Raw genomic sequence first — 17,997 nt, 5'->3', positions numbered from 1 at the left:
TGCCGGTGAACGCGGTGACCCGCAGCCAGCTACACCACGCGACGGGGCACGATCCGCTATCATGTCATGGCGTTGCTCGTGGAGTTTCTTGACGTGTGCAGTCTGCCCTCGTGAATAGAGCGAAAGCGAGGTGGTTTGGCTCGGCCATTGCGCTTTCCATCACAATGGTCGCCGTCTCGCCGGCAACTGCGCAGCGGTACGATCCGAGATCTCCCGTCTGCCTCCAGCGATGGGAGTGGGGAGGTAGCAGCATAATCGATTGCAGCTACGATTCCTGGGACGCGTGCAGATCGGCAACGATAGGCTTGCCCGCGATGTGCCTTATCAACCCGTATTGGGCGCAAACGACGACGACCGGCGCCACGCGCAGGCCTCATCGGGGCACTCGTGATCAGACGTTGCGATGAGCAAACGCGCTATCCGCTCTCGCCCGACAATTGCTGTTGGCGGCGCATCGTAATGTGAACGACCAGCGCGGTGGCCATTCGCCTTCGCAGATCTGCGATCGTCCCAGCTGCGCCAAATGCGATTCGTGAAAGCATCACGTCCGCGGCACCCGCCGGAATTTGAAAAGCGCGTGTGATCATCTTCGTCGTTTGCGATGAAGACATGTGGCGCAGGTCTCCAACGCCGCCGTCCGCAAAGTCGTTTTCCCTGCAACCGCGCTTGACCTCCGATTCCCGGGATCGTCGAGATGCCGGGAACTCGGCCGGACCAAGCTTTACTGCGGTCCTTACTCGGGATCGTGGCCCGCAGCAGCCGAAAGTTTCCTTGTGTTTTCAGTCCCGGCGCACCGCTGAGCGCACCTTTTCGAGCACTCTTTCCACGCGGCCCGATTCGACCTTTTCAAGCCCAAACGCGGGGTCTCCAAGGACTGGCCTCTCAGCCCCGCCAGGACAGGTTCCATCCGGGACCTCGAGCGTCACGCAGGTGTGATAGATATTTTGTTAAATATAATCAATGCGTTACATGATCTCTGGCTGGAAAATGCTGCGTGATTTTTGTGCAACACCTGCCCGGATTCGGACTGTTGGGCGGTGTTTGGGGCGGTTCGGATGTTGCGTGTGCATCGGCCATCGATCATGGTGATCGGGCGACGGAGGGGGGCATCCCAAGGTCGTCCCGTTTAGGTCTTTCGCTTAAGTCCCTCGCGTTCATGCGGGTGTGTCCGAAGACGCGAAGGCGGCCAAAGCGGTGATTTAAAGGGGGTTGGGGAATTGGCCGTTCGGGTCAGTGACCTTCCCTGAAGAGCAACTTGGAGGTTTAACATGAAGTTGGTTAAGAGCCTTTTGCTCGGCTCAGCGGCGGGTCTGATCGCCGTGGGCGGAGCTCAAGCAGCCGATCTCCCCGTGAAGGCCAAGGCGGTCGAATACGTGAAGATCTGCTCGCTGTACGGTGCGGGCTTCTACTACATGCCGGGCACTGACACTTGCATCAAGTTCGGTGGCTATCTGCGCGCCGACGTTTGGGCCCAGGGTGGCGACTACGGTTTCCGTCAGGGCACGAACCAGGGTTCGAACAACCGTCTGACCAACTACTGGGGCGAACGCGCTCGTATGGACTTCACGGTCGATACGCGCACGGCGACCGAGTATGGCGTGGTTCGCACCTTCGCCGACATGGTCTTCTCGTGGGATACGCAGAGCGTCAACAGCAGCAACCCGTCGGCCATTACGGGCACACCTAACACTTCGGCCACGCTCGGCCTGTACCATGCGTTCATCCAGTTCGCTGGTTTCACCTTCGGCCGCACGGTCTCGATCTTCGACGCTCCGTGGCAGAGCTATCCGGCTGGCGGTCCCGATACGCTTCCGGGCGGTTCCAACCATGTGACCGGTATCAACCAGGTCGCTTACACTGCTGACTTCGGCCAGGGCATCACCGGTTCGATCGCGATCGAGGATGAAACGACATCCGCTGGCGGTCAGTCGAACCTTTGGAACCTGTCGAGCGCGAGCGCAGCCGGCATGATCACGGGCGCTTATGGTGCCAACGATTGGGGCGGCACGCGTTCTCCCGACCTCACCGGTGCGATCCGTGTCGACCAGGCCTGGGGTCTGGCTCAGATCTCGGTTGCCGCGCATGACATGCATGCCGCCTACTACGGCACCACGGAACCCACGGGTCACCCGTCGGACAAGTGGGGTTGGGCGATCCAGGGTGCGTTGTCGATCAAGAACATCCCGACTGGCGCGGGTGACTCGATCAACTTGCAGGCCGTCTACACCGACGGTGCAAGCCGCTACAACTTCCAGAGCCTGTTCCCGCAGACCTTCTTCATGTACAGCGGTAGCGGCATTGGCGCCTATCAGGGCATCGGAATCGCCGGCATTGCTGATGGTGTCTTCACCACCGGCTCGTCGATCGAATCCGTCAAGACCTGGGGCTTCCGCGGTGGCTACAGCCACAACTGGAACCCGAACTGGGTGAGCGCGATCTATGGTGGCTACGGCGCCGTGCAGTACGGTGGCGGTGGCAAGGCCACGATCTGCGCGAACATGGTTGGGCTGCTCGGCCTCACCGGCAATTGCAACCCCGACTTCAACTTCGGTGTGATCGGTGTCAACACCGTGTGGACCCCGGTGAAGAACCTGGCCTTCACGGCGGACCTGAGCTGGTCGCGTCTGGACCAGAAGTACTCGGGCACCATTGCGGCCCCGGCCAATCTGCTCGCCGCCAAGCCGGCAGCTATCTACGAGATGAAGGACCAGGACTCGCTCGCCCTGCTCCTCCGCGCTCAGCGCAACTTCTAAGCTCAGCCTGAGCTAATAACAAAGACCCCCAGCGATTTCGCTGGGGGTCATTTTTTTGTTTGTCACGTTGAAAATCATCCTCGCCGCGCGAAGCATCGAAAAAGCCGAGTTCGTCGGCATCGATATTGTCGCCCGCCAAATCGGCATACGCGGGGCATTCAGTGGCTCACAGCGCCCGGCTCGGCCGTTGTTCTCTTCCACCAAGGCGACTAGAGTTTTTTCACATTCACCGAAAAACCCGCCCGGAACCCCACCCGCATGTCGCAGCAGAGCCGCAACAAGGGAGCGCCGGCTTCCTCCTCACTGAATCCGTCGGCTGTTCTGGACCGGGCGATTGCGGCGCAGCGTTCGGGCAATCTGTTGGAGGCAGAGCGGGCCTATACAGCCGTCCTGAAGGGAAGCCGAACGCATCCGGTGGCGCTGCATATGCTGGGGCTGTTGCACATCCAGCGCGGCAATTTCGCCGACGCGGAGCCATTGCTCAAGAAGGCAGCACGCGTCGACTCAGCCAATCCCGATGTTCTGTTTAACTATGCCAACGTACTGCGTGCGTTGGACAAGACGGACGAAGCGCTCGATTGGCTTGCGAAAGCGATTGCTCTGTCGCCGAACTTCGCCCATGCGCATCTCAATCGCGGCGCGATCCTGCTCGGACGGAAGGAGCCTCGTCCCGCCATCGCGGAATTTGACCGGGCCATTGCGATCGCGCCGTCGAGTGCAGCGTTCGTAAACCGAGGCAGTGCGTTTCAACAGCTCGGTCGGCTCGAAGAAGCGCTTGCCAGCTACCAAAGGGCTGTCGAGCTTGCACCGTCGAATCCACAGTACCATTTTCTCTTGTCCGAGGTCCTTAGCCAAATAGGCCGACCTGATGAAGCGATCGGAGCGCTCGAAAGAACTGTCGCGCTGAACAAGGCGTTCCCGTTCGCCTTGAGCAAGCTCGTCGATTCCAGGCGGAAGCGCGCCGACTGGCGCAATTTCGAACGTGAACAGGCGGGCCTGGACGAGGCCGTCGATTCCGGGGTGGCGGTCGATCCCTTCCTGTTCCTTCATGCCTCGTCGTCTCCCGCACGCCAGTTGACCTGTGCGAAGACATACGTCGCCAACGTTGCCCCGGAGCGAGGTGCGGCGAGACCCAGAACACCGTCACCGGCTTCCCGGCTGCGGATCGGGTACATGTCTGCCGATTTTCGCAATCATGCCATCGGTCATCTGATGGTCGGGGTCATCGAGGAGCACGACCGCGAGCGTTTCGAGGTCAGCGCCATTTCCTACGGACCCGACGACCGGAGCGAGGTGCGCGGCCGCCTGAAGGCAGCATTCGAGCGCTTCGAAGACGTCAGCCATATTCCCGACGAGGAGGTGGTCGAGCTGATACGCCGGCTCGACATCGATGTCCTCGTCGATCTCGGAGGCTTCACCGCCGGCGCGCGGCCGAGGATCCTGGCGCACCGGGCGGCTCCGGTCCAGGTCAACTATCTCGGCTACCCCGGCACGATGGGCGCATCCTACATGGACTACGTCATGGCCGATCGGATCATCGTCCCCGAAGCAGAGCAGAAGCACTACGCCGAAAAGGTGATTTACCTTCCGGATAGCTATCAGGCGACCGACGCGAAGCGATCGCTTGCAATTGTACCTGCTAGGCGCGAGGTCGGACTGCAGGACGATGCATTCGTCTACTGTGCGTTCAACAGAACATCCAAGATCACGCCCGTGATGTTCGATGTCTGGATGAGACTGCTTGCCAAGACCGCCGGCAGCGTCCTCTGGCTGCTCGATGGGGATCCGATCGCCAAAGAGAACCTGAAGCGAGAGGCAGTTGCGCGCGGCATCGCGGCAGAGCGGATCGTGTTCGCCCCACATGCGCCTCCCGACGCCCACTTGGCGCGCCACCAGCTCGCCGATCTGTATCTGGATACGCTACCCTACAATGCTCATACGGCGGCCAGTGACGCTCTGTGGGCCGGCTTGCCGGTCGTGACCTGCCTCGGTACCGCCTTTGCGGGGCGCGTTGCAGCCAGCATCCTGAACGCCGTCGGCCTGCCTGAACTGGTGACGCGATCGCTGGACGATTATGAGAGTTTGGCGCTTCGGATCGCGCATGATTCCGAACTTCGAACCGCACTGAGGAGCAAGCTGGCGTCGCAGCGGACCACTTGGCCGCTGTTCGATACGGCCCGCATGACGCGGCACATCGAAAAGGCCTACAGCGAAATGTGGCGCCGGCATTGCGCCGGCGAAGCGCCGGCCTCGTTTGCCGTCTAAATCCCATCATGAGGTCGCCTTGGCGTGAAGCCTCATGTCATTCCTTCCATAGGCTTCTCCTGAAATGACCGACAATGAACCGGACCTTCTAAATAGTCTCATCCAGCCGGCACGGCTGACCGCGGTCGTGGATGTCGGCGCCAATCCGATCGATGGCGAGCCACCTTACAAGGCGATGTTGCAACGAAGACTCTGTACCGTCGTTGGCTTTGAACCGCAGGACGAAGCGCTTGCACAGCTCAATGCCCGCAAGAGCGATCTCGAGAGCTACTATCACTATGTCGTCGGGAATGGGCACAAGGCAAAGCTGCGTCTGTGTCGAATCCCGGGAATGACGAGCCTGCTGCTTCCGGATCAGAATGTGCTGTCGCATTTTGCGAAGTTTTCCGAATGGGGCAGCGTCGTCAGCGAGCATCCGGTTCAGACCCGCCGACTCGATGACATTGCCGAAATCCAGGATCTGGATTTCCTGAAGATCGACGTTCAGGGCTCCGAACTAGCTGTGTTCGGCAGCGGACGGCAAAAGCTGAAGCAGGCGGTCGCCATCCAAACGGAGGTCTCGTTTCTTGGTCTCTACAAGGACCAGCCGACGTTCGGCGATATCGATGGCGAATTGCGCAAGCAGGGGTTCGTTCCTCACGCCTTTACGGCCATTAATCGGCGTATGATCGCTCCCTTGAGCGACCCATCCAATCCTTACGCGGCGATGAACCAGTTGCTGGAGGCCGACATCGTCTATGTGCGAAACTTCATGCGGCCGGCTGACATGACGGTCGAGCAGCTCAAGCATCTGGCAATGATTTCTCATCATTGCTACCGCTCATTCGACCTCGCCGCGAATTGTATTCACCATCTGATTGCGCGCAAGTCGATCCCGGATCAGTCGATCCACGAATACATGGCGTCCATCCAGCTTCCGCAACGCTGAGCTAGAGCATGATCCGGAAAAGTGTGAAGCGGTTTTCCAAGAAGATCATGCTCCAACGAAGAGTTAAGCGGCGCAAATTACTTGATCTTGTCGTAGGCCGCCGCGAAATCGTTCAGCGGCATCGGGATTGCGATCGTCTCCTTGGCCATGTTCTGGAAGGAAACCTTCAGCTGCTTGCCCGAGCGAAGGCTCGCAAGCAGGTCGGGGGCAATAGGCGTCGAGGCATAGCAGCCACGGTTCTCGCAGGTCTGGATCTGCAGATCGATCGTCTTGCCGTCGTCGACCTGAAGCTTGGCTCCGAGCGGAAGATTGAGGCCGAGCGGCAGCTGCAGCAGCGCAATCGGCTTGCGGGTATCAGGCGCGATGCGGATGTTGACCAGGACGATGGTCTGGCCGGTCTTGGTCAGCACGGCGTTCTGCTCGATCGCGCATTCGAGCGGGGCGTCGCGGCTCGCGCTGGTGCAGCGCGCGATCCAGCCAGGCTGCGGCGGAGTGCCCTCGGCTTGCGGCTGGGTCGGCGCGGGCGCGGGTTGAGCGGCGGGGGCAGGGGAAGCTGCGTTCTTCTTGGCGCCCTGCTGGGCAGACGCGGCGCCCGTCGACAATAGGACGGCAGTGGCGAGGGCGACAAGTCTGGATTGCATGGGCATGGCGTGACCGCGTTGGCGTGAACCGAGCGCCTCGCTGTAGCGTCGCAGAAGGCGCGACGCAAGCTTACTCGGCGGCTTCCTTGACGGCGCGGTGCTCCGACGTCCCGTGCCCTTCCTCGTCGGTCGAGCTGCCCTTGAACAGGTTCGAGAACTTGTCGAGATAGAGATAGACCACCGGGGTGGTGAACAGGGTCAGCGCCTGGCTGACGATGAGGCCGCCGACCATGGCGTAGCCGAGCGGCTGGCGGATCTCGGCGCCGGTGCCGTGGCCGAGCATCAGCGGCACGCCGCCGAGCAGTGCTGCCATCGTCGTCATCATGATCGGTCGGAAGCGCAGCAGCGCGGCCTGACGAATCGATTCCTCCGGCGTCTTTCCGTCGCGCTCGGCTGCGATGGCGAAGTCGACCATCATGATGCCGTTCTTCTTCACGATGCCGATCAGCAGGATGATTCCGATCAAGGCAATGAGGCTGAAGTCGAAGCCGGCCGCCATCAGGATCATGAGCGCGCCGACGCCGGCCGAGGGCAGGGTCGACAGAATCGTGATCGGATGGATGTAGCTCTCGTAGAGGATGCCGAGGATCAGGTAGACCACGACCAGCGCCGCGAGGATCAGGAGCGGCACGGTGCCGAGCGACTGCTGGAACGCCTGCGCCGTGCCCTGGAAGCTCGAATTCAGCGTCGCCGGCGCGCCGAGATCGGCCATCGCCTTCTGAACGGATTGGGTGGCCTGGCCCAGCGCCACGTCCTGAGCGAGGTTGAAGCTGATCGTGATCGCGGGGAACTGGCCCTGGTGGCTGATCGAAAGCGGACGGACCGGATCAGTGGTCCAGGTCGCGAAGGTTGACAGCGGCACCTGATCGCCGGTCAGCGGCGATTTCAGATAGAGCTTGTTCAGCGAGTCGAGGCTCCCCTGCATCTCCGGCAGGATCTCCAGGATCACGTGATAGCTGTTGAGCTGCGTGAAGTACTGGGCGACCTGGCGCTGGCCGAAGGCATCATAGAGCGTGTCGTCGATCAGCTGCGGCTGGATGCCGTACCGCGAGGCGGTGTCGCGGTTGATCTTGAGCTGGACCGTCGTGCCCTGGGTCTGCTGGTCGGTCGCGACGTCGCGCAGCTCCGGCAGCGTCTGCATCTTGGCGAGAATCTTCGGCGCCCACTCGTTGAGTTCGCCGAGATCGGCGTCCTGCAAGGTGAATTCGAACTGGGTGCGGGTCGGACGGCCACCGAGGCGGACATCCTGCGCTGCCTGCATGTAGAGGCGCGCGCCCTCGACCTTGTCGAACTGTGGACGCAGTCGCCCGATGATCTGCTGGGCCGAAGCCTGACGCTGGTCGCGGGGCTTCAGCGTGATGAACAGGTTGCCGTTGTTGCCGGCGCGGCCGCTGCCGCCGATCGACATGGCAATACTGGCCACGTCCGGATCGGCCAGGATGATCTTGCCGAGCTGCTCCTGGCGCTTGACCATTTCCTTGAACGAAATGTCCTGAGAGGCTTCCGACGTGGCCGTGATCAGGCCCACGTCCTGCTGCGGGAAGAAGCCCTTCGGGATCAGGACGAAGAGATAGATCGATAGCGCGAGTGTCGCAAAGAAGATGAAAAGCGTCGTTCGCTTCCAGCTCAGCGCGTGGTCGAGCACATATTCGTAGCCGCGCAGCATCGCGTCGAAGGCGCTCTCGCTCCACTGGTAGAACTTGCCGTGGGTAACCTCGCCATGGGCGCGCAGGAAGCGCGAGGCCATCATCGGCGTCAGGGTCAGCGACACGAACATCGAGACGAAGATCGTCATCGCGAGCACGACCGCGAATTCACGGAACAGGCGCCCGATGATGCCGCCCATCAAGAGCAGTGGGATCAGCACGGCGACCAGCGAGATCGAGATCGAGACGATCGTAAAGCCGATTTCCTTTGAGCCCCTGAAGGCCGCGGCGAGCGGCTTTTCGCCTTCCTCGATATAGCGCGTGATATTCTCGAGCATCACGATGGCGTCGTCGACCACGAAGCCGACGGCGATCGTGAGCGCCATCAGCGAGAGATTGTCGAGCGAGTAGCCGAACACCCACATCAGCGCGCAGGCACCCAGCAGCGCGAGCGGAACCGTGATGGTGGGAATGACGGTCGCCCAGAAGCTGCGCAGGAAGACGAAGATGACCATGACCACGAGGGCGATGGTCAGCAGCAGCGTGAACTGCACGTCCTCGACCGCGGCGCGGATGGTCGTGGTGCGGTCGCTGATGACCTCGATCTTGATCGCCGGCGGGATCGCCGCCACGAGCCGAGGCAGGGTCGCCTTGATGCGGTCGACGGTCTCGATGACGTTGGCGCCCGGCTGCTTGAACACGACCAGGAAGACGCCGCGCTTGCCATTGGCCCAGGCCGCTTGCTTGGCATCCTCAGGACCCGTGACCGCCTGACCGATGTCCTTGATCCGCAAGGGACCGCCGTTGCGGTAGGCGATGATGACGTCGTTCCAGTCCTTGGACTGGGTGAGCTGGTCGTTTGCATAGATCGTGTAGGCACGTCTATCGCCGTCGATGTTGCCTTTGGGGCTGTCGACAGTGGTGATACCGATCGCGCTGCGGACGTCCTCCAGGGACAGGCCCTTGGCGACGAGCTTGCCCGGATCGACCTGCACGCGCACGGAGGGCTTCTGCTGGCCGCCGATGAAGACCTGCGCCACGCCGGAGAGCTGGCTGATCTGCTGGGCAAGCTGGGCGTCGACCGCGTCGCTGACGCTGGTCAGCGGGAGCGTGTCCGATGTCGCCGACAACAGCAGGATCGGCGCGTCAGCCGGATTGACCTTGCGATAGGTTGGCGGCGAGGGCAGGTTCTTTGGCAACTGGCCGCTGGCGGCGTTGATGGCGCCCTGCACGTCGTTCGCCGCACCGTCGATGCTGCGGTTGAGGTCGAACTGGATGGTGATCGAGGCGGTGCCCAGATAGCTCGTCGAGGTCATCTGCGCGATGCCGGGAATCTGGGCGAACTGGCGCTCCAGCGGCTGCGCGACCGACGAGGCCATGGTCTCCGGGCTGCCGCCCGGCAGATTGGCCGTGATCTGGATGGTCGGGAAGTCCACCTGCGGCAGCGGCGCCACCGGCAGCAGGGGGTAGGCGACAAGACCGACAAACAGGATGCCGGCCATCAGCAGCGACGTGCCGATGGGATAACGGATGAAAGGTGCCGAAATCCCGCCTTCGGTCATTCCTGCTGAACCTTGTTTTTCTGGACCGGATCCGAACTCGCCACGGCCGTCGATACGAGACTGCCGGGCTGCACCTTGTACTGGCCACCGGTGATCACCTGCTGGCCGGGGCTCAATCCTTCATCGACGACCGAACGTCCGTCGATGGAGTAGCTGACCTTGATCTTGTGAACCTCAGCCTTGTTGTCCTGGCTGACGGTATAGGCGTAGAGGCCGTTGGTCGAATGCTGGACCGCGTCATCGGGAACGATGGTCGCGTCCTTGAGCGTCCGGACCAGGAGGCGTGTCGACACCGATTGTCCCGGCCACAGCGTGTGCTCCTTGTTGTCGAACACCGCCTTGAGCCTGATAGTCCCGCTGGTCGTATCGACCTGGTTGTTGATGACGGCAAGCTTGCCTTGGGCCAGCGTCTTCTTGCCGTCGGTGGTGAACGCGATCACCTTGAGCTCGCCGGATTTCTGGCCCTCGCTGATATAGGGCAGCTGGTCCTCCGGCGCCGTGAAGATCACCGTGATGGGCTCGATCTGTGCGATGGTGACGATGCCGGTCTGGCTCGAGGCGTTGATGATGTTGCCGATGTCGACCTGGCGCAGGCTCGCGACGCCGGTGATCGGCGACTTGACCTGGGTGTAGTCCAGCTGGGTCTGGGCGTTGGAGATCGCGGCTTCGTCGGCGGCGATCTGGGCGGTGAGCTGGGCAACGGTGGAGCGCTGCGTATCGGTCTGCTGCCGCGTCGCGAATTCACCCAGCTTGGTGTAGCGCTGAAGGTCGAGATTGGCGTTGGCGAGGTTGGCCTCGTCCTGCGACTTCTTGGCCTTGGCCTGATCGAGAGCGGCCTTGAACGGGCGCGGATCGATCTCGACCAGGAGATCGCCCTGTTTGACCGTTTGGCCCTCGGTGAAGGCGATCTTGTCGATCTGGCCATCCACCCGGGTCCGGACTTGTACGGTGTTGAAGCCCTGAACGGTGCCGAGGCCGGTCAAATAGACCGGGAAGTCGGCTTTCTGGACCGCCGCGATGCTGACGGGCACGGCGGGCGCGCGCGGCGCACCCTTCTGTGCAGTCTGGGCTTTTGCGGCCTCCGTGGCCTGATGTCGCTTCCAGCCGTAATAGCCGCCACCGGCCACGGCTGCGATGATGATAATCCACAGGATCGGCCGTGACTTTTTCATATGTGAGCGTATCGGCTTGTATGCCCAAAACAACGAATGGCGGGGCAATCGAAGGGTTCCAGCAAGGCTTGTATATTACACGCCAAGTTCCAGTGTAAACAGCACTATCAGTTGAGAATCCTAAACAATTGGAAAGCTTTGCACCCCGTAGGCAAACGGGTGACGCACCGGTGTGCAGTGCTGCATTTTCCCGTCGCGAGCGAGGAGCGTGCGAACGACAGGAAATGCTCGTTGACGGCGTGGGCGTGCGACGGAGGACGCGCGCGAACGCGCTGTGCGGGGAAGACGCATTTGCCTGCGCGAGAACGGTTCTAAATCGCCGGGGCCGCGTTTTGGTTGTCACCAAAACCAGCGTCGTTCATATCAGCGCCGCCATATCAGGAGTGCGGAATGGACGAATTGAACGGCAAGCTGATCGCGTGCCAGATCTTGATCACGGGACTGATCGCACGCGTGGCCAATGAGCAGCGCGATCCCTTGCGCTTTCTCACCGACTTCCGCGACGAGATCAAAGCCGTCGTTGGCGGAGTCAACATCGCCGGCATGGACAATACCGATCGTGTGCGTGCAACCGCGCAGCGCACCGTCGACGAATTGTTCTCGCTGATGAAGCCGCCGAGCAGCGACTGACGGCTGCGCGAGACGATGCGCGAAGACAAGTGCGGCTGTGTCCGACTGCATCAATGTGTCGCGCGACATTTCAGCGATTTCGAAATCGAAATTTGGAATCACTTTGAACTAGACCTATTCAAGTGCTCTCGCGGGCCTCGCTGCATTGACCCAGTTTTTTGCGGTCGATAGCACCGCCTCATCGCTCGTCGCGCATGTCGCGCAAGGACGAACTTGGAATGGGGAGTGTTGGAATGGGGCTCGCGGTAGCTCCGCGATCGCTGCGTGCGATCACGGCAAAAATTTCGATTGAAGAGAAGCTCGACGGCAATTCCGGCAAGGCGGCATCAGTCGTTGCCGGCCTGATTGCGGCGTCGGTGTCGAGCGGCGCGCAGGCGCAGCAATCGGCCCTGCCGCCGGTGAATGTCGATGCGCCGGTCGAGCGTGCGCGTCCGGCGGCCTCGAAACCGTCGCCGGAGCAGGTGCGTGCGCGCAATGCGCTTCGTCGCGCAGCGCAGCGTCAACAGGCGCAGCAGCAGGCGGCCCCCGCAGCGCCGGTGCCGGCCGGAGCGGTCGATCGGAATCCCTATGCTGATCCGACCGCGCCCTACAAGGTCGATCACGTGCAGGCTTCCGGCAAGTTTCCCGAGCCGATGCTGAACACGCCGAAGACGATCACGGTGCTCAGCAAGGAGGTGCTCGAGGACAAGAACGCGACGACGCTCAAGGAGATCGGGCGCTCGACCGCGGGCGTGACGCTGGGATCGGGCGAGGGCGGCAACGCCTTCGGGGACCGCTTCTTCATTCGCGGTTTCGACGCGCGCAACGACGTCTTCATCGACGGCATCCGCGATCCCGCGGTGTCGATCCGCGAAAACTTCTTCACCGAGCAGATCGAGATTTTGCGCGGGCCCGCATCCTCCTACGCGGGTCGCGGCACGGCCGGCGGCGCCATCAACATCGTCACCAAGCAGGCCGGCGACGTCAACTTCAAGCGGATGGATACCGAGTTCGGCACCGACAGAACCAAGCGTGTTACGCTCGACGTCAACCAAGTGGTCGACCCGACTTTCTCGGTGCGCACGGGCGGCCTGTTCCAGGACGCCAATGTCGCGGGGCGCAATTACGTGACTGACGATCGCTGGGGCACGTTCCTGTCGACCAAGTACACCCCGACCAACGATATCAAGATCACGACCAACTACGTCCACACCGATCTCAGCGGTCTGCCCGACTTCGGCGTGTCCTATTACAAGCAGGGCAACGTCCCGGTGACGTCGGCCGGCATTCCGCGTGGCAACTGGTACGGATTCCTCAACCGCGACTTCCAGACCGCGCGGCAGGATTTCGGCACTGGGACGGCGGAGTACAAGGTCAACGAGGCGATCACGCTGACCAGCAAGGTCCGCGGCGAGCATTCGCTGCTGAACTACATCGGTACCCTGCCGCAGAACCCGGTGACGACCAACGTCAATCCATTGCTCTGGACCACGACGGCGAGCGCGCAGAGCCGCTACCAGACCGTGGACGTGTGGGCCAACCAGAACGAGGCCACGTTCAAGCTCGACACCGGCGGGGTCAAGCACACCGCGGTGTTCGGTGTCGAATACACCAACGAGAATGTCTCGATCGATCGCTACGCGGGTCTGACATCGGAGCTCGCGGGCTCGCCCTTCACCAGCAATGGCGCCATCTCGGGGGTCAATCTCTATTCCCCGCAATACGCCTATCTCGGCGGCTTCGGCACGCCGTCACTGACGGGCAATCCGACGCGCTATGGTGTCAACACCAGCAGCGTCTACGCCATGGACACCGCAAACTGGCAGGACACCATCATCCTGAACGGCGGCATTCGTTACGACGGCTACGCCATGAGCTCGTCGACCAACTCTGCCTATCTGAAAATGAACTCCGATCTCGTCAATTACAACGTCGGCCTGGTCTACAAGCCGATGTCGATCGGCAGCATCTATGCCGCCTATGCGACCTCGGCCAATCCGTTCGGCTCGGAGCTCGACGCCACCGGCACCGATTACGGCGGCGTTCCCGCCAACACCGCCGTGCTGCTCGGGCCCGAGCGCAACAAGGCGGCCGAGCTCGGCACCAAGTGGGAACTCGCCGATCGCCACCTGCTGGTCACCGCGTCACTGTTCCAGACCACAAAGGACAATGCACGCGAGACCAATGCAGCCGGCGTGCTCACCTCGAACGCGGCCTACCGCATTCAGGGCATCGACATCGAAGCCGAGGGCAGGATCACCGATCGCTGGAGCGTGTTCGGCGGCCTGGTGCTGATGCAATCGAAGGTCACGCAGAGCAACATTGCATCCAACATCGGCCTTCAGCTTGCCAACGTCGCGCACCAGTCCTTCAGCATGCTGACCAAGTACAAGTTCGATGGAGACTGGGAGGTCGGCGGACAGGCTGTGTACCGCTCCAAGGTCTATGGCGGCACGTTCGCGGCCAACACCGGCAACGAGCTGCCGAGCTACTGGCGCTTCGATGCGTTCGTCGAGAAGAAGATCGACAAGAACTGGACCATGAAGTTCTACGCGCAGAACCTGACCAACAAGCTCTATTACGACACACTTTACCGGAGCGCCGTGCCGTTCGTCGCGGTCGCGCCGGGACGGGCGTTCTACATCGTGACGACGGCCAAGTTCTGACGAGGTTCTGATCGCGCCGCCATCATCGCGATGCACGAGAGCGTGCATCGCAAGGACAAATATCGGCTCCAGTTTAGAATGCTTACAAACACCAGTTTAGAACGATTTAAAACTCGAGTTTAGAATCGTTTTGATCTGGATGGATTCAAGATTGCTCTCGCCGTGATCGCGTTGACCCTCATTGCCCCGCTCGATACGACCAGTGTGTCGAACCGCCACGGTGCGACACACTGCAGCATTGGAATGGGGCGTAGGATGGGCATGGCGAGGGCTCCGCGGTCGTTGCGTTCGACCGCGGCACGGCAAGCATTGGTCGGCAATTTCGATGGCGCGGCTGGCAAGACTGTCTCCACCGTCGCGAGCCTCATCGCAGTCGCGTCCGTCTCCAGCGGAGCCCAGGCGCAGCAAACATCTCTGCCTCCCGTCAACGTCGATGCGCCGAAGGAGCGGCCGCGCCCCACTGTGTCGAAGCCGTCGCCCGACCAGGTTCGCGCCCGCAACGCGCTGCGACGAGCCGCGCAGCAACGCCAGCAGGCTGCAGCGGCCCCGGCGGAGCCAGCCAACGCACCCGCGGCCGACCGCAATCCCTATGCGGACCCGGCTGCGCCCTACAAGGTCGATCACGTCCAGGCCGGCGGCAAATTTCCCGAGAAGCTGGTCGACACGCCGAAGTCGATCACGGTTTTGAGCAAGGAGGTGCTCGCGGACAAGAACGCCACCAACTTGAAGCAGGCCATTCTCAGCACGGCCGGCGTGACGCTGGGCTCGGGCGAGGGCGGCAACGCCTTCGGTGACCGCTTTTTCATCCGCGGCTTCGACGCTCGCAATGACATCTTCATCGATGGCGTGCGTGACCCCGGCGTCAGCGTGCGCGAAAACTTCTTCACCGAGCAGGTCGAGATCCTGCGCGGTCCTGGTTCGACCTTCTCCGGTCGCGGCGTCGCCGGCGGTGCGATCAACATCGTCACCAAACAGGCGAACACCGAGAAGAGCTTCTACAACATGGACAGCTCGTTCGGCACCGACAAGACCAAGCGCGTGACGCTCGATGTCAACCAGGTGATCAATCCGACCTTTGCGGTGCGCGCCGGCGGCCTGTTCCAGGATGCGGGCGTTGCTGGGCGCGACTTCGTCACGGATGACCGTAGCGGCGCTTTCATCGCGACCACGTGGAAACCGGTCGATGCCGTCAAGGTGACGACGGACTACATCCATACGTATCAGCATGGCATCCCGGACTTCGGCGTGCCGTACTACCGGCCGGGATCGACAGGCGTCAGCGGTCAGCAATTCAGCACGACTGCAGGTGGACCGTTCCCGGATTTCGGTTCGAACCGCAATAATTTCTACGGCTTCGTCAATCGCGACTTCTTCAAGGTCAAGCAGGACATCGGAACGGTCGGTGCCGAGGTCAACGTAACGCCAGATCTCGTCCTCACCGACAAGATCCGCGCGTCGCGCTCGGTCAACGACTACATCGGAACGCTGGCCGAATCTCCGATCGCCACGATTCCCTTGTCGGCTTCGACCGTGACGCTCAATCCTCAGAGCCGCTACCAGGTCACCAGTGTTCTGGCTAACCAAAGCGAGGCGACCTACAAATTCGACACGGGCGGATTCAGGCATACGGCGCTCGGCGGCGTCGAAATCTCGCGCGAAACGTCCTTCATCGACAAATACGCCGGGCTGGACTCGGAAGTGACGACCGGCCCCGCCTTCACGTCCGGTGGCTCGACCTCGGGCGTCAGTGTGTTCGCGCCGCAATACACCTTCCTCGACACGTTCAGTCCACCGCGGATGCTGGGAGCGCCGACAAATCTCTCGATCGACACCAAGAGTGTCTATGCGATGGACAGCGCCAACTACCGCGATCTCGTCATCCTCAATGGCGGCGTCCGCTACGACGACTACACCATCAACAGCAACGGTTACGGCACCGTCGGCGGCAAGCAGCAGTTCGGCTCGCAGGGCGCAGAGTTCGGCCTGCCGAACTTCAACCTCGGTGTCACGCTGAAGCCGCTGCCGAACGGCAGTGTCTATGCGGCCTACGCGACCTCGTCGAATCCGGTGGGCGCCGAGTTCGACGGCACCAGCACGGCCTATGGCGGCCTTTCGCCCGTCCTCAACGGCAGCTCGAACCAAATCTTCGGGCCGGAGAAGAACAAGGCGATCGAGCTCGGCACCAAGTGGGAGTTGTTCGATCGTCATCTGTTGCTGACCGCCGCGCTGTTCCAGACCGAAAAGGAGAACGCGCGCGAGGCTCAGAACATCACGTCGGCAACTGCCACCGCAACCTGTCCCTATCCGGCGGGAGCGTCCGGCACGGTGTCCTGCATCACGGCCGGGGCTGCCTATCGCATCCGCGGCATCGATCTCGGCGTCGGCGGCAAGATCACGGACAAATGGAGCGTGTTCGGCGGTCTCGTGCTGATGCAGTCGGAGGTCACGAAGTCGCTCGCGCCGTCGGCGGAGCCGGCGCTCTATCCGACCAATGTCGGGCGTCCGCTCGCCAACATCGCGCACCAGTCGTTCAGCATGCTCACGAAGTATCAGCTCACCGACGTCTGGGAGCTCGGCGGGCAGGCGGTGTACCGCTCGCAGATCTATGGCGGTACCTTGCTGGCGGCGAACCAGGGCACATCGATCCCCGGCTACTGGCGGTTCGATGCCTTCGCCGAAGCCAAGATCAACAAGAACTGGCAGGTGAAGCTGTTCGTGAACAACATCTTCGACAAGCGCTATTACGACGCGCTGTACCAGAGCGCGACGCCGTTCGTGCTGGAGGCGCCTGGACGCGCTGCTTATCTGGTTCTGTCCGCGCGCTACTGATGGAGACATGACGAGGTGCCATGCTGACATGCATTGAAGGCGTCCTGAGCAAGGATGATGTGGCGGAGTTCCGCCGCATCATGGACGCCAGCGAATGGGTAGACGGCCGTTCCACCGCGGGCGCGCAATCGGCCATGGTCAAGCGGAACGAGCAATTGCCGCCGGACAGCGAGGTCGCGCGCAAGCTCGGCAATCGCATCATCTCGGCGCTGACGGCGAACCCGCGATTTCTGGCCGCCGCCATCCCGCTGCAGATCTTTCCGCCGCTGTTCAATCGCTATGCAGCGGACAGCGGCCACCATTTCGGCCTGCATGTGGACAATGCGATCCGCGGCGACCGCCTGACCGGCCTTCGCATCCGCACCGATCTTTCGATTACGCTTTTCCTGAGCGAGCCGGAGGATTACGACGGTGGCGAACTTGTGATCGAGGACACCTACGGATCGCACGAAGTGAAGTTGCCAGCCGGGGACTGCGTGCTCTATCCCTCGACCAGCCTGCATCTGGTGACCCCGGTGACGAGGGGGGCACGGGTTGCGTCTTTCTTCTGGCTTCAGAGCATGATACGGGACGATCAAGCCCGCAGCATGATCTTCGACCTCGACACCGCCATTCAGGCGTTGATGGCACGGCTCGGGCGCGACGATCCCGAAACGGTCAAATTGACGGGTATCTATCACAACCTCATTCGTAGCTGGGCCGAAGTATGAAGATGGCATCTTTCCACGCAAGCCTCGCTATAGCCGCGCTGCTGACGCTCACCTGGCTCGCAGCGCCCGTTTCGGCCCAAACACAACCCCAACCGGCGGCGCAGGCTCGCCCCGCGGCGCCGGCCCCTGTGGTGGCCCAGCCGGCGCCGGCTGCTCCCGCTACCGCGGCGCAACCGGGCGCGACTGCGGCGCCGTCGACCGCAGCCCCGACGGCTG

General features: G+C 62.0%; 11 protein-coding genes and 1 pseudogene. 9 read left to right on the top strand and 3 right to left on the bottom strand.

Annotated features, from left to right (window positions below; all coding sequences use genetic code 11):
* Positions 1-95 precede the first annotated feature (95 nt).
* From Q0687_RS05190 to Q0687_RS05175, 4 genes are all read left to right on the top strand, one after another.
* Entirely contained in the window at positions 96-407 is a 312-nt protein-coding gene (locus Q0687_RS05190) for a DUF3551 domain-containing protein (RefSeq protein WP_363323929.1), read from the top strand.
* Between the two features lie 861 nt (positions 408-1,268).
* Positions 1,269-2,753, top strand: coding sequence for a porin (locus Q0687_RS05185; protein WP_298873101.1), 1,485 nt, complete (start codon positions 1,269-1,271; stop codon positions 2,751-2,753).
* A 258-nt stretch (positions 2,754-3,011) separates the two neighbouring features.
* Positions 3,012-5,018, top strand: a complete 2,007-nt coding sequence (locus Q0687_RS05180; RefSeq protein ID WP_298873099.1) for a tetratricopeptide repeat protein — start codon at positions 3,012-3,014, stop codon at positions 5,016-5,018.
* Between the two features lie 127 nt (positions 5,019-5,145).
* Positions 5,146-5,946, top strand: coding sequence for an FkbM family methyltransferase (locus tag Q0687_RS05175; protein ID WP_298873096.1), 801 nt, complete (start codon positions 5,146-5,148; stop codon positions 5,944-5,946).
* Positions 5,947-6,023: 77 nt separating this feature from the next.
* Here the strand turns inward: Q0687_RS05175 and Q0687_RS05170 are convergent, their stop codons facing one another.
* From Q0687_RS05170 to Q0687_RS05160, 3 genes are all read right to left on the bottom strand, one after another.
* Complete coding sequence (locus Q0687_RS05170; RefSeq protein ID WP_298873094.1) at positions 6,024-6,593, bottom strand: invasion associated locus B family protein; 570 nt, start codon at positions 6,591-6,593, stop codon at positions 6,024-6,026.
* Positions 6,594-6,657: 64 nt separating this feature from the next.
* Positions 6,658-9,795: an efflux RND transporter permease subunit gene (locus tag Q0687_RS05165; protein WP_298873092.1), complete on the bottom strand. Its 3,138-nt coding sequence runs from the start codon at positions 9,793-9,795 to the stop codon at positions 6,658-6,660.
* The gene (locus Q0687_RS05160; RefSeq protein WP_298873090.1) at positions 9,792-10,967 is read right to left on the bottom strand and encodes an efflux RND transporter periplasmic adaptor subunit; all 1,176 of its coding nucleotides are present in this window, start codon (positions 10,965-10,967) and stop codon (positions 9,792-9,794) included. The genes Q0687_RS05165 and Q0687_RS05160 overlap by 4 nt, the downstream gene beginning before the upstream one ends.
* A gap of 390 nt (positions 10,968-11,357) precedes the next feature.
* On the opposite strand from Q0687_RS05160, the gene Q0687_RS05155 reads away from it, so the two are divergent.
* From Q0687_RS05155 to Q0687_RS05135, 5 genes and pseudogenes are all read left to right on the top strand, one after another.
* On the top strand, positions 11,358-11,597 hold the full coding sequence (locus Q0687_RS05155) for a hypothetical protein (RefSeq protein ID WP_128960038.1): 240 nt from the start codon (positions 11,358-11,360) through the stop codon (positions 11,595-11,597).
* Between the two features lie 233 nt (positions 11,598-11,830).
* Positions 11,831-14,242 (top strand): TonB-dependent receptor, encoded by a 2,412-nt coding sequence (locus Q0687_RS05150; protein ID WP_298873083.1) that lies wholly within the window; start codon positions 11,831-11,833, stop codon positions 14,240-14,242.
* A 255-nt stretch (positions 14,243-14,497) separates the two neighbouring features.
* Positions 14,498-17,071 carry a TonB-dependent receptor gene (locus Q0687_RS05145; protein ID WP_298873102.1) on the top strand — a complete coding sequence of 858 codons (2,574 nt, stop codon included), beginning with the start codon at positions 14,498-14,500 and terminating at the stop codon, positions 17,069-17,071.
* Between the two features lie 20 nt (positions 17,072-17,091).
* The gene (locus tag Q0687_RS05140) at positions 17,092-17,781 is read left to right on the top strand and encodes a Fe2+-dependent dioxygenase (protein ID WP_298873081.1); all 690 of its coding nucleotides are present in this window, start codon (positions 17,092-17,094) and stop codon (positions 17,779-17,781) included.
* Positions 17,782-17,783: 2 nt separating this feature from the next.
* Positions 17,784-17,997: pseudogene (locus Q0687_RS05135) on the top strand (tonB-system energizer ExbB); the annotation flags it as partial.

Origin of the sequence: uncultured Bradyrhizobium sp., from assembly GCF_936928535.1 — a bacterium.
GTDB lineage: Bacteria > Pseudomonadota > Alphaproteobacteria > Rhizobiales > Xanthobacteraceae > Bradyrhizobium.
Note: the sequence above shows the minus strand (reverse complement) of the source record. Positions and strands in the feature narration are given on the sequence as shown.

What these genes read in the sequence shown, in the direction of transcription:
- Q0687_RS05180 (WP_298873099.1), top strand. Translation starts at nt 3,012, where the DNA reads ATGTCGCAGCAGAGCCGCAACAAGGGAGCGCCGGCTTCCTCCTCACTG.
- Q0687_RS05170 (WP_298873094.1), bottom strand. Translation starts at nt 6,593, where the DNA reads ATGCCCATGCAATCCAGACTTGTCGCCCTCGCCACTGCCGTCCTATTG.
- Q0687_RS05145 (WP_298873102.1), top strand. Translation starts at nt 14,498, where the DNA reads ATGGGCATGGCGAGGGCTCCGCGGTCGTTGCGTTCGACCGCGGCACGG.
- Q0687_RS05160 (WP_298873090.1), bottom strand. Translation starts at nt 10,967, where the DNA reads ATGAAAAAGTCACGGCCGATCCTGTGGATTATCATCATCGCAGCCGTG.
- Q0687_RS05140 (WP_298873081.1), top strand. Translation starts at nt 17,092, where the DNA reads ATGCTGACATGCATTGAAGGCGTCCTGAGCAAGGATGATGTGGCGGAG.
- Q0687_RS05155 (WP_128960038.1), top strand. Translation starts at nt 11,358, where the DNA reads ATGGACGAATTGAACGGCAAGCTGATCGCGTGCCAGATCTTGATCACG.
- Q0687_RS05150 (WP_298873083.1), top strand. Translation starts at nt 11,831, where the DNA reads ATGGGGCTCGCGGTAGCTCCGCGATCGCTGCGTGCGATCACGGCAAAA.
- Q0687_RS05185 (WP_298873101.1), top strand. Translation starts at nt 1,269, where the DNA reads ATGAAGTTGGTTAAGAGCCTTTTGCTCGGCTCAGCGGCGGGTCTGATC.
- Q0687_RS05165 (WP_298873092.1), bottom strand. Translation starts at nt 9,795, where the DNA reads ATGACCGAAGGCGGGATTTCGGCACCTTTCATCCGTTATCCCATCGGC.